Source organism: Bradyrhizobium sp. (genome assembly GCF_050014615.1).
Taxonomy (GTDB): domain Bacteria; phylum Pseudomonadota; class Alphaproteobacteria; order Rhizobiales; family Xanthobacteraceae; genus Bradyrhizobium.
The window spans coordinates 1-12,141 of sequence record NZ_JBEKCZ010000111.1; the positions used below are offsets into that span (position 1 = coordinate 1).

The window sequence follows — 12,141 nt, forward strand, 5'->3', positions numbered from 1 at the left end:
GGCATCGGCTTGGTCGAATCGTAGAACAGATAGCCGCCGGGCTCGATCGAGGCGAGATCCTTGTCCCAGGTCTGCGGGTTCATCGCCACCATCATGTCGACGCCGCCGCGGGCGCCGAGATGACCGGCTTCGGTGACCCGCACCTCGTACCAGGTCGGCAGCCCCTGGATGTTGGACGGAAAGATGTTGCGCGGCGACACCGGAACGCCGTGGCGCAGGATCGCGCGCGCGAACAGCTCGTTGGCGCTGGCCGAACCCGAGCCGTTGACGTTGGCGAAGCGGACGACGAAGTCGTTTACGCTGCTGATCGGGCTTTGGACTGGCATGATGTACCCGCGTGAGTCATGTCGATGAGATATTTCTGCATGTCCCACGCGCCGGTGGGACAGCGTTCGGCGCACAGCCCGCAATGCAGGCAGACGTCTTCGTCCTTGATCATCACCCGTCCGGTCTTGAGACCGTCGGCGACATAGAGATCCTGGTCGAGATGCGGCGAGGGCGCCTTCAGCCGCTCACGCAGGTCGGCTTCCTCGCCATCTTGCGTAAAGGTGATGCAATCCATCGGGCAGATGTCGACGCAGGCGTCGCATTCGATGCACAGCGGCGCGGTGAACACGGTCTGGATATCGCAGTTCAGGCAGCGCTGGGCTTCGCCAAGCGCGAGCTTGAGGTCATAGCCGAGTTCGACTTCGGCGCGGATGTCCTTCAGCGCGACGACCTTGTCGCGATGCGGCACCTTGTAGCGCTTGTCGCTGGAAACATCGTTGTCGTAGCTCCACTCATGGATGCCCATCTTCTGCGACGAGATGATCACCTCGGGCAGCGGACGCTCGGTGATGTCCTCGCCGGAGAGCAGCTTGTGGATCGAGAGCGCCGCATCGTGGCCGTGCGCCACCGCCCAGATGATGTTCTTGGGGCCGAACGCGGCGTCGCCGCCGAAAAACACCTTCGGATTGGTCGAACCCATGGTCTTAGGATCGACCTTGGGCATGTCCCATTTGTCGAATTCGACGCCGCAGTCGCGCTCGATCCACGGAAAAGCGTTCTCCTGGCCGACCGCAACCAGCACGTCATCGCAGGCGATGGTCTCGTCGCGTTCGCCGGAGGGAACCAGCGTGCGCTTGCCTTTGGCGTCGTACTCGGCCTTCACCTTCTGGAAGGTGACGCCGGTGAGCTTGCCATTGTCATGGGTGAATGCGACCGGCACCATGAAATTGAGGATCGGAATATCCTCGTGAAGGGCGTCTTCCTTCTCCCAGGGCGATGCCTTCATCTCCTCGAAGCCGGAACGCACGATCACCTTGACGTCTTCGCCGCCGAGGCGGCGCGCGGTGCGGCAGCAGTCCATCGCGGTATTGCCGCCGCCGAGCACGATCACGCGCCGGCCGATCTTCTCGACATGGCCGAACGACACGCTGGAGAGCCAGTCGATGCCGATGTGGATATTGGCGGCGGCTTCCTTGCGGCCGGGAATCTCGAGCTCGCGGCCGCGCGGCGCGCCGGAACCGACAAAGATCGCGTCATAGTCCTCGCCGAGCAGCGCCTTCAGGCTGTCGATGCGCTGGCCGGCTTTGAACTCGATGCCGAGATCGAGGATGTAATCGGTTTCCTCGTCGATCACCGAATCCGGCAACCGGAATTTCGGAATCTGCGTGCGCATCATGCCGCCCGCCTTGGGGTCGGAATCGAACACGGTGCAGTGGTACCCGAGCGGCGCGAGGTCGCGGGCTACCGTGAGCGAGGCGGGACCGCCGCCGACGATCGCGACGCGCCTGCCGTTATCAGGTGAAGGCCGCGGCATGCGGTGCTTGACGTCGTCCTTGAAGTCGGCGGCGACGCGCTTCAGCCGGCAGATCGCGACTGGTGTTTCCTCGACCCGGCCGCGGCGGCATGCAGGTTCGCACGGACGATCGCAGGTGCGGCCGAGAATTCCCGGAAACACGTTCGATCTCCAATTGATCATGTAGGCGTCGCTATAGCGGCCTTCAGCGATCAAGCGGATGTATTCGGGAACGGGTGTATGCGCGGGACAGGCCCATTGGCAATCGACCACTTTGTGAAAGTAGTCGGGCGCCGAGATATCAGTCGGTTTCATTCCTACCTTGTCCGCGCCAAACTCGAGTACCGCGCGGCCTTACTTTTCTGGAACGCTCAGGTGGCGTTCTTGTGGTTTTTGAATGGCCTCATAGGCTTATCTTATTAGAACCATTCAGGAGGGTGCACAAAGGCAATTTTGCTTGATCTCCAGCTTTTACCGGGCAAACGCATAATATTAATTTTAGGGCCGCTGCTCTATGCGGCAGTGCAGCATTAACGCTTGCGTCTGGGCGGGAGGTCGCTCTTCGCGAGGTCCCACATCAGACGATAGATGCCGGTTGAAATGACCGCGGATTTGAACGCGGCGGTCTCTTCAAGGCGCGCGGTGACCGCGGGAATGGCCTTCACATCCGTGGCATCGATCAGCACGAACCAGTCGCCGGCGCCGGGATCGGAACTAGACGGGTTGTCCGTGAGCGGTTTGGAAAGCACCGGATCGCTCTCGATCAGATGCATCGAGATGATGCCGTCCAACAGGCCGGGATCGAGCACATCTTCTAACGCCGCACGCAGATTTTCCTCGCCGCCGGCGGACGGGCGAAGGCGGATGATGCCGAGCACAGCCCCACGGCCCTGTCCGCGGCTGACCGTGATGCGCGCCACCGCACGGATCATGTTCTTGAAACGCGCGATATTCGCTTTGGACCAATCGGTCTGGCTGGCCAATGCGGTGCGATAAATAGCGCTATCAAGCACCTCGAACGTCGCGGTCGAATAGAGGCTGAGATATTTCGGCGCGCCTTGATGCGCGATGTAGCGCCTCGCCTCAACGAAGCCCTCGATCGCGACACGCTCTTCCAGATGTTCGCGGTCGTACCATCGGTTGAATTCGGCTTCGTCCGAGGGATCGATGTCCATCGAGGTCAGCAGCATGCCTTTTCCGGCGAGCGGCATTTATGGAAATCCTTATCCACGAACCATGGAAGCGAGATCCGCGATCGCCCGCATCACCGCGTCGCGGACGCCGGGATCGTACAGCGAATGGCCGGCGTCTTCGACGAAGCGAATCTCGGCCTCGTGCCATCGCGCGGCCAGCGCATGTGAGGTGGCCGGCGGACAGAGCAGGTCATAGCGGCCCTGCACGATGATGCCGGGAATGCCCTTGAGCCCATCGGCTTCCGCCAGAAGCTGGTCAGGCTGCATGAAGCAGTCATTCTGGAAATAATGCGCTTCCATCGAAGGCGTCGAGGGCAGGGCGCCGGATGATTGCAATGACGCGAGATCGAGCCGGTTTCGTCGCGGCGCATGCTGGGAAAGAATCTGTTCGGTGTCATGCCAGGCGCGGATCAACGGGCCATGGATCGCGGCATCGGCATCGAGAATGCGGCGCCAATAGGCGTCGAGCGGCGCCGTGCGCTCCTCCGCCGGCAATAAACTCAGGAAATCGTCATTGAGACCGGGATAGAAGCGCGGCAGCGCGTCGAGAAAGGCGCCTTCGAGCTCGGCGCGGGTGCCAAGGAAGGTCGCGCGCAGCACGATCCCCGAGACTCGCGCGGGATGTGCCTGCGCATAGGCAAGCGCCAGTGTCGCGCCCCATGAGCCGCCGACGACCATCCAGCGCGCGATGTTATGTTGCTCGCGGATCATTTCCATGTCCGCGATCAGATGCGGCAGCGTGTTGGCGTCGCGGCGGCCTTTGGGGCGGCTGCGCCCGGCGCCGCGCTGATCGAACAGCACCGCGTGGAATCGCTCCGGATCGAACAGCCTGCGGTGGTCGGGCTGGCAGCCGCTGCCGGGCCCGCCATGCAGATAGACCGCCGGGATGCCGTCGGTCCGGCCGACGGTTTCGACGTAAATCTCGTGGCCGTCGCCGACCGGCAGCAGTTGTGATGTCAGCGGTGCGAAGGGGTCGGAACGGTGGCCCGAGGCTTTACCGGCGGATTTGCCCGCGTCGGCGTCAGGCGCCATGGTCGCCGCCCGTCTCGGGCGTGCCCCCGGCAAAATTGCGATAGATGAAACGGTTGTTGTCGCCGGCGGCTTCGCTCTCCGCCAGCTTGAAGATTTTCTCATGCAGCGGCGACAGCGTGCAGGCCGGATCGGTATTGCCGGCGTCGCCGGTCAGCGCGAAAGCCTGGCAGCGGCAACCGCCGAAATCGATTTCCTTGAACTCGCAGCTTTGGCATGGCTCCGGCATCCAGCCGGTGCCGCGATAGCGGTTGAAGGCCTCGGAATTCTGCCAGATCCAGGCGATCGAATGATTGGACCGCACCGATTCGAATTCGAGCCCGGTGATGGATTCGGCGGCGTGGCAGGGCAGCACCTTTCCAGCGGGCGAGATGTTGAAGAACTGCCGGCCCCAGCCGCCCATGCATTTCTTCGGCCGCAGGGCGTAATAATCCGGCACCACATAATCGATGGCGAGGATGCCCTTCAGCCGCACCTCGGCTTCCTCGACAATGCGGCTGGTCTCCTCGATCTGCGCGAGAGTGGGCATCAGCGCGGCGCGGTTCTTCAGCGCCCAGCCGTAATACTGCACGTTGGCGACCTCCAGCCGGTCGGCGTCGAGATCGACCGCCATCTGGATAATATCCGTCAGCTGGAACAGGTTCTGGCGATGCATGACGGCATTGACCGTCAGCGGCATATCCAGCTCGCGCGTCCATTTGGCGACTTCGAGCTTTTTCTGATGCGCATGTTTGAGGCCGGCAACCCGATCGGCGACGACGGGTTCGTTGCCTTGAAAGCTGATCTGCACATGGCACAGCCCGGCATCGGCCAGCGCGGAAAGTTTTTCGCGCGTCAGCAGCACGGCGGAAGTAATGAGATTGGAATACAGCCCGACATCGCTGGCGTGCTGGACCAGTTCGACCAGATCCTTGCGCGCGGTGGGTTCGCCGCCGGAGAAATGAATCTGCAGCACGCCGATCTCGGCCAATTCAGAGAGAACCTTCTTCCATTCCTCGGTGGTGAGTTCGCTGCCGCCGCGATCGAGCTCCACCGGATTGGAGCAATAAGGGCATTGCAGCGGGCAGCGATGCGTCAGCTCGGCCAGCACCGCGAGCGGGATGCCAAAGGTTTCCGCGGTCGTGCCGCGCTTTTCCAGCGCCGCGAGCCCGTCCCTGGGATCGCTGGCGGCTATACCGGCATCGGTCAGCGTTGGGCTCATGAGGTCTTCTCGCGCGCTTCGGTAAGAAATCCCTTGTCGGCAAGGTCCTGCAGCATGGCGATGACGTCGGTGGCGATCGCACTGCGGTCGGCGGCATATTTTTCGGCGAGCTGGTCGATCATAGCCGCGACGCTGCGAACGCCGTCGCACAGTTGCAGCACCTCCACCGCGATCTCGTCCGGCGCCAGCACGCGCTCCGGCGCCAGGATCACCCAGACCTGCCTTGTTTCATCGAATTTCAGCTTGGCATGTCGCGGCAGAACCGGCCGGCTCGCCTCGCTGACGCTGATATTGCGTGAGCCTGCCATCGTTTCGCCTCTCGCGCTCAACTTGCCTTGGGCACAAACGCGCCCGGCGGCACATGCCCGTCGACATAGGCATGATACAGCGCGTCGAGCTGAACCCATAGCACATTGGTCTTGAAGATCAGCGCGTTGCAGACCGCCTCGCGCTCCGCCGGCGTGGTCGCATGGTTCCTGACATAATCGAGCGCGAAATTGGCGTCGCGCGGCGCCTGCGTCAGCCGCCGGCTGAAATAGCTCATGATATCAGGGTTGACGAAATCGTAATGCGCCAGCATGCCCGAGATGCGTTCTTCATGCAGGTTCGGCGCGAACAGTTCCGTCAGCGAGGAGGCGATCGCCTCGAGCGGGGTCTTGTCGCGGACGAAGTGCACATAGGCATCCACCGCAAAGCGCGTCGCGGGAAGAATGCCTTCGGCGGATTCCACATAGGCGCTGTCGAGGCCAAGGCCTTCGGTCAGCTTCAGCCAGCGTTCGATGCCGCCTTCGGTGCCGATATTGCCGTCATGATCCTCTATCCGGTGCCGCCATTCGACCCTGGTGGCGCGGTCGCGGAAGCGCGAGATCACCACAGCGTCCTTGATGGGAATCGTGCTCTGGTAATAATAGCGGTTCAGCGCCCAGGCCTGCACCTGGCCCTTGTTGAGCTTGCCGCCGTGCAGCAGCCGGTGAAACGGATGCAGATTGTGATAGCGGGTCGCGCCGATGTGGCGCAGTGCGGCTTCCAGTTCCGCGGCGCTGTCGAGCGCGACATCCCTGCCCAGGGAAAAAGCCGTCATCTGGTTGGAGACCCTGGCATTCACAGCGTAAACTCCGTTCCATCGGCTGGAATTTGCCAGCCCGCGCGCTCCGCCATCTTGCGCTCCGCGGAATCGCGCAGCAGTGCCGGATTGGAATTGTTGATATGCAGAAATACCTTCCTGTCGATATCAAGACCGGCCAGGGCGGCGATCGCGCCGGCATCGCCTGACATGGCGATGTGTCCCATGCGTTGCCCGGTCTTGTTGCCGAGGCCAGCCGTAATCAATTCGTCATCGCGCCACACTGTGCCATCGAAAAAGATCAACGGCGCGCCCTTGAGGCGGGACTTGAGTTCGTCGGACACGTCGGCGCAGGCGGCGAGAAAATAGAAGAACCTGCCCGTCGCCTGGTCGCGGATGCGAAGCCCCAGCGTGTCGCCGGCACCGGTGTCGCCCGCGGGATGTGCCTCGCCTTCCAGATACCATGCGCTTTTGCCGGCCACGGCGAACGGCAAAATCTCGATGCCGCAGGGTGAGCCGTCGGGCAGTGTCGGCTCGAACGCCTCGTCCTGTTCGATCGGCCGACGCCGCACGTTTGTTTCGCTGAGCACGTTGAAGACGCTGTTGGTCTTCAGGATCGCCAGCACTTTGGCGTGCGCGTAGATCGTGAAGGGCCAGCCTTCGCGCATCGACAACAGACCCGCGACCGCGTCGATCTCGCCGTTGGTCAGAACGACGCCCGCGATCGGACTGTGACGAAGCTTCCCGGCGGCGGGGTGAAGCTGCGGTGTCGCGATCAACTGCTGACGCAGATCGGGAGACGCATTGATCAAAAACCAGTGATCGCCATCGGCGCTGATCGCAATCGAAGCCTGGGTACTTCTGAGTTCGGGGTGTTCGGTTCGCGCCGCCAGACAGACCGGACAGCCGCAATTCCACTGTGGAACGCCACCACCCGCCGCGGCGCCCAGGACGACGACGCGAAGCATGATCCGTCTCCTGGAAATTTTCTAAGGCTTCGAACTGAAGACTTTAAGCTACACAACAAGCTTCAAGCGACACAACAAACTTCGAAGGTGGACCCAGACACAGCCACAGCCCCGAAATCAGGGATGCGTCATGCCCGGAGGTCCACCTGCGTTAAAACGTAATGCTGTCGCAGCCGCTTACTTGCGGGCGGCGCACGCATACATGTTGATTTCCATGCCGACCGGCACTTCGACGATTTTCGGTGCTTTCCAGGCCATTTTGGCTCTCCTTGTCAAACCGGACGAACTCCGCCCAGTAGTTAAGGTAGCGCGGATCGAAAAGTTCGCCAGTGAAATCTTTTGTTATAAACCCGCCGTTTTTATGCTGCATCGCAATAGAAATTCACGGTTTTGTGCGGGCGATCGTCAAAACAATGTGGGATTCAACGGGTTCATTGCTGGGGCTAGAAACCCGGAAGCGGATGCCGGTGCGATCCGGCGCGACGCGCTCCGGATAAAGATCTTGTGAGATGTCGCCGGCGCCGGTCCGGAGGCTGTCCTAAGGAAGTGGTTACGGCCGATGCCCAGATATTTCTTCAACACGCGGATCGGCGATGAGCTGATCTCCGATCCCGAGGGCGAGGACTTGCGCGACCCCGATCGCGCCTGGGAAGTCGCCCGCGCCATGATCCGGGAACTGCTCAGGACCGAAGCCATGGAAGCGGGCCTCGTGAATGCGATCCTCGAGGTGACCGACGATGCCGGCGAGATCGTGCTGGAGTTTCCCTTTACCGAGGCGCTGCACGACGTGTCGGACGTCACGAAGCATTGATATCACCGCCGTTATTCCCGGCAGTTGCGCAAATGTTTCCGATTGCGTCCCGACGGAAAAATATTGAAGAGTGTCCACACGAAGACCACCGGCGCGGGCAGGGTGCTTGCCCGCGCTAAGGATTAAGGGCTTCCACAAAGGGGAGAACATTATGAGGATCTACTCATCGGCGCCGCGCAGCCTGCTGCTGGCTGGCGCCTTTTTCGGAGCTATGACATTTGGCGCTGCCGCGCAGCAGCCGGCCAGCCCGCCCGCTGCGGCGGCCGCGCCGGCGCTGCCGCCAGGGTCGCCTCTGATCGGGCGGCCGGACAGCGAAGCCGCGGCCAAGCTTGCGCCCGTTGCGGCGCCGCCGATTGCAGCCGCGCCGGACAAATTGCCGTTGGCCATGCTTAAAGTGCCGGCCGGCTTCAATATCGAGGTCTATGCCGCCGGCATGGCGAACGCGCGTTCGCTGGCCGAAGGCGACAAGGGCACGGTGTTTGTCGGCAGCCGCACGGTCGACAAGGTCTATGCCATCGTCAACAAGGACGGCAAGCGATCGGTCAAGATCGTGGCCTCGGGCCTCTACCGGCCCAACGGCGTCGCGTTCAAGGATGGTACGTTGTACATCGCCGAACTCTCGAAGGTTTCCAAGATCGAGAAGATCGAAGATAATCTCGACAGCCCGCCGAAGCCGACGGTGATTTACGACAATCTGCCGAAGGATGAAGCCCACGGCTGGAAGTTCATCGCCATCGGGCCCGACAACAAGCTCTATGTTCCGGTCGGACAGCCCGGCAACAACGTCCTGCATGACGATGCGCACGGCCAGATCCGGCGGATCAATCTCGACGGCACCGGCGCGGAAGTGGTTGCGCTCGGCGTTCGCAACACCGTCGGGTTCGACTGGAATCCCGAAAACAAGCAAATGTACTTTACCGATAACGGCCGTGACTGGTTGTCGGAAGACGTTCCGCAGGACAAACTCAACCGCATTACCAAGGTCGGCGAGGATTTCGGCGCGCCGTACTGCTACCAGGGCAATATTCCGGACCCTGAATTCGGCTGGGGACATTCCTGCAGCGAATTCACGCCTCCGGTTGGCTTGATGGGGCCGCATGCGGCCGCGCTCGGGATGCGGTTCTATACCGGCAACATGTTCCCGAAGAGCTACAAGAATACCATCTTCGTGGCCCGGCACGGTTCCTGGAACCGGTCCAATAAATTCGGCGGCGACGTCGTCTCCGTCAAACTGAACAAGGACGGCACGGTCAAGTCGATAGAACCGTTCATCACGGGCTTCCTGCAAGACAACAAATATGTTGGTCGTCCGGTCGATGTGATGCAGCTGAAAGATGGTTCGTTGCTGGTCTCCGACGACTGGAACGGCGCCGTCTATCGCATCAGCTACGGCAAGCAGAAGGTCGCCGCGCAGTAAGCATGAGATAATGATCGGGGGCAGCGCCCGCTGCCCCCGATTTTCTTTGGACTGTGTTCCCCCAAGATTGTGTTCCCCAAGGATGGGTCGATGCGAAGAAAAATAATAATGGCGCTGGTATTGGCGTCCGTGGCTTTTCCGGCGGGCGCGGAGACCGTTCAGGAGCGTGCCGCTACCTGTTTTGCCTGTCACGGCGAGCACGGACAGTCCGAAACCGAAAATACCCCGTCGCTCGGCGGGCAGCAGGCGCCTTATGCGTTGATCCAGCTGTTCATGTTTCGCGAAAAGCTGCGCAGCTTCGAGCCGATGAACGAGATGGCGAAGGCATTCACCGATGACGACCTTCGCACCTTTTCCGATTTCATTGCCACGCTGCCCAAGCCCGCGCCCCCGGCCGACGCCGGCGATCCCGCGCGAATGGCGCGTGCCCAGGCGCTGGTGCAGCAGCACCGCTGCAATACCTGCCACAATCCCGATTTTTCCGGCAAGGACAATGTCCCGCGCCTCGCCGACCAGCGTGAGGATTATCTCGCCAAGACCATGCGGGAATACAAGGACAACAGCCGTCACGGCTATGATGGCACCATGGCGGAGGTGCTGCAGCCGGTGACCACGGATCAGATCGCCGATCTGGCTTATTTTCTCGCCCGGGCGCGCTAGAGTCTTTCCATTGAACCTCGCCATTGAACCCTGGATCAACCTTGCAGCCCTGCGGTATGGCGCTGCCCCGGCGGCGGCGTTACAACATGGGCGATCCAAGGGAGTTGGTCATGGATGGTCTCTGGCGTCTGCCGGCTGCTGAACTCGCTACGCTGATCAGGTCGAAGAAGGTTTCAGCCAAGGAGGCGGCTTTCGCCGCGCTGACCCGGTTGGACGCCGTGAACCCGTCGATCAATGCGGTTGTCGACCATCGGCCCGAAGAGGTGCTGGCACAGGCCGGGGCCATCGATGCGGCGATCGCGCGCCACGAAGATGTCGGTGCGCTGGCGGGGGTGCCCGTCACCGTCAAGGCGAATATCGATCAGCAAGGCTTTGCCACCACCAACGGCCTCAAGCTGCAGCGCGATGTGATCGCGCACAGCAACAGTCCCGTGGTGGACAATCTGCGCAAGGCCGGTGCCGTTATTCTGGGGCGGACCAACTGCCCGGCGTTTTCCTATCGCTGGTTCACCACCAACCTGATCCATGGCGACACCAAAAATCCGCGTGATCCCGGCGTTACGCCGGGTGGCTCATCCGGCGGCGCGGGAGCGGCGGTCGCCGCGGGCATCGGCCATATCGCGCATGGTACCGATATCGCCGGCTCGATTCGTTACCCGGCCTATGCCTGTGGCGTTCACGGCCTGCGCCCGACCGTTGGCCGCGTCGCGGCCTTCAATGCGTCGCTGCCCGAACGCCCGATCGGGCCGCAGATCTCGGCGGTTTCCGGTCCGCTGGCGCGCACCATCGGCGATCTCAGGATCGCGCTGGCGGCGATGTCCGCCCCGGACATGCGCGATCCCTGGTGGGTATCGGCGCCACTCGAAGGACCGGCGATGCCGAAGCGGGCGGCGGTGTGCCTTGCGCCGGACGGGCTCGAGCCCGTCGCCGAGGTGAAGGCGGCTGTCGCGGATGCGGCCAAGCGGCTGCAGCATGCGGGATGGGTGGTCGAAGAAATCACGACAACGCCGCCGCTGCGCGAGGCCGCGGAGCTCCAGACCAAACTCTGGATCGGCGATGGCTATGAAGCGCAGCTCGACGCGGCCGAGCGCGAAGGCGATCCCGGCGCGCTCGCCTGCCTGCGCGGCAACCGCGCCAAGGTTTTCCCGTTCGACGCCACGACGCTATCCAGGGTTCTGACGCGGCGGGCGACATTGGCGCGGGAATGGCTGCTGTTCCTTGAGACTTATTCGGTTCTGCTGATGCCGGTATCCGGTGAATTGCCGTTCCCGGACGGCCTCGATCTGCGCGATGACGCCTCGTTCGCGCGGGTATGGCGCGCCCAGTTGACGCAAATTGCTATTCCCTTCATGGGGCTGCCTGCGCTAACGGTCTCGACAGGTCTGGTCGGCCGCGTCCCCGTCGGTGTTCAGGTGGTTTCCGGTCGCTTCCGCGAGGATCTCTGTTTGCTCGCGGGCGAGGCGATTGAAGCCGGTGGAACGCCGTCGGCGCCGGTCGACCCCGCAGGCTGAACGAATTTCCGAAGGGTGTGAAGGAAGCACGATGGCAGGCATTTACGATTTCACGGCGACGTCGCTTGCCGGCGAGGCCGTTCCGCTGAAGCGATACGAAGGTCAGGTTCTCCTGATCGTCAACACCGCGAGCGCCTGCGGATTTACCCCGCAATACAAGGGGCTCGAGGCGCTGCAGCGTACGCTTGGTCCGCGCGGCTTTTCGGTTCTCGGCTTTCCCTGCAACCAGTTCGGGGGCCAGGAGCCCGGCGATGCCGCGCAAATCGAGCAATTCTGCACCAGCAATTACGCGGTCAGCTTTCCGATGTTTGCCAAGATCGACGTTAATGGCGGCGATGCGCATCCGCTGTATCAATATCTCAAGAGCGAAAAATCCGGACTGCTCGGCGCGTCGATCAAATGGAATTTCACCAAATTCCTGGTTGATCGTTCCGGCAAGGTGGCCGCGCGGCACGCGCCGACGACAACTCCGGAAGCACTCACAAAGGAAATCGAGGCGTTGCTGTGA

Annotated in this window: 14 protein-coding genes; 5 read left to right on the forward strand and 9 right to left on the reverse strand. The window is 62.1% G+C overall.

What is annotated here, in order from left to right; translation table 11 throughout:
• The 9 genes from ABR948_RS18120 to pqqA form a co-directional block, all read right to left on the reverse strand.
• Positions 1 to 326 (reverse strand): 2-oxoacid:ferredoxin oxidoreductase subunit gamma family protein (locus ABR948_RS18120; protein ID WP_428120347.1); only part of this gene is annotated, 326 nt, incomplete at its 3' end.
• Positions 296 to 2,095: an FAD-dependent oxidoreductase gene (locus ABR948_RS18125; RefSeq protein ID WP_428120349.1), complete on the reverse strand. Its 1,800-nt coding sequence runs from the start codon at positions 2,093 to 2,095 to the stop codon at positions 296 to 298. The genes ABR948_RS18120 and ABR948_RS18125, both read right to left, overlap by 31 nt.
• 215 nt (positions 2,096 to 2,310) lie before the next feature.
• Positions 2,311 to 2,991, reverse strand: a complete 681-nt coding sequence (locus tag ABR948_RS18130; RefSeq protein WP_428120351.1) for a hypothetical protein — start codon at positions 2,989 to 2,991, stop codon at positions 2,311 to 2,313.
• 12 nt (positions 2,992 to 3,003) lie between these two features.
• A complete protein-coding gene (pip, locus tag ABR948_RS18135; RefSeq protein WP_428120353.1) occupies positions 3,004 to 4,005 on the reverse strand; it encodes a prolyl aminopeptidase in 1,002 nt (333 codons plus the stop codon).
• Entirely contained in the window at positions 3,995 to 5,203 is a 1,209-nt protein-coding gene (gene pqqE / locus ABR948_RS18140; protein WP_428120355.1) for a pyrroloquinoline quinone biosynthesis protein PqqE, read from the reverse strand. Before pqqE ends, pip begins: the two co-directional genes overlap by 11 nt.
• Complete coding sequence (gene pqqD / locus ABR948_RS18145; protein ID WP_428120357.1) at positions 5,200 to 5,511, reverse strand: pyrroloquinoline quinone biosynthesis peptide chaperone PqqD; 312 nt, start codon at positions 5,509 to 5,511, stop codon at positions 5,200 to 5,202. Before pqqD ends, pqqE begins: the two co-directional genes overlap by 4 nt.
• Before the next feature lie 17 nt (positions 5,512 to 5,528).
• On the reverse strand, positions 5,529 to 6,284 hold the full coding sequence (gene pqqC, locus ABR948_RS18150; protein WP_428120411.1) for a pyrroloquinoline-quinone synthase PqqC: 756 nt from the start codon (positions 6,282 to 6,284) through the stop codon (positions 5,529 to 5,531).
• Between the two features lie 20 nt (positions 6,285 to 6,304).
• The gene (gene pqqB, locus ABR948_RS18155) at positions 6,305 to 7,234 is read right to left on the reverse strand and encodes a pyrroloquinoline quinone biosynthesis protein PqqB (protein WP_428120359.1); all 930 of its coding nucleotides are present in this window, start codon (positions 7,232 to 7,234) and stop codon (positions 6,305 to 6,307) included.
• Between the two features lie 177 nt (positions 7,235 to 7,411).
• Positions 7,412 to 7,492 (reverse strand): pyrroloquinoline quinone precursor peptide PqqA, encoded by an 81-nt coding sequence (gene pqqA / locus ABR948_RS18160; protein WP_012029362.1) that lies wholly within the window; start codon positions 7,490 to 7,492, stop codon positions 7,412 to 7,414.
• A gap of 301 nt (positions 7,493 to 7,793) precedes the next feature.
• Here pqqA and ABR948_RS18165 point away from each other — a divergent pair, with 301 nt between their 5' ends.
• From ABR948_RS18165 to ABR948_RS18185, 5 genes are all read left to right on the forward strand, one after another.
• Positions 7,794 to 8,045 (forward strand): DUF6894 family protein, encoded by a 252-nt coding sequence (locus tag ABR948_RS18165; RefSeq protein ID WP_428120361.1) that lies wholly within the window; start codon positions 7,794 to 7,796, stop codon positions 8,043 to 8,045.
• Between the two features lie 151 nt (positions 8,046 to 8,196).
• Positions 8,197 to 9,462, forward strand: a complete 1,266-nt coding sequence (locus ABR948_RS18170; protein ID WP_428120363.1) for a PQQ-dependent sugar dehydrogenase — start codon at positions 8,197 to 8,199, stop codon at positions 9,460 to 9,462.
• Between the two features lie 90 nt (positions 9,463 to 9,552).
• Positions 9,553 to 10,122 carry a c-type cytochrome gene (locus ABR948_RS18175; RefSeq protein ID WP_428120365.1) on the forward strand — a complete coding sequence of 190 codons (570 nt, stop codon included), beginning with the start codon at positions 9,553 to 9,555 and terminating at the stop codon, positions 10,120 to 10,122.
• A gap of 110 nt (positions 10,123 to 10,232) precedes the next feature.
• Positions 10,233 to 11,633 (forward strand): amidase family protein, encoded by a 1,401-nt coding sequence (locus ABR948_RS18180; protein ID WP_428120367.1) that lies wholly within the window; start codon positions 10,233 to 10,235, stop codon positions 11,631 to 11,633.
• 31 nt (positions 11,634 to 11,664) lie between these two features.
• Positions 11,665 to 12,141 (forward strand): glutathione peroxidase, encoded by a 477-nt coding sequence (locus tag ABR948_RS18185; RefSeq protein WP_428120369.1) that lies wholly within the window; start codon positions 11,665 to 11,667, stop codon positions 12,139 to 12,141.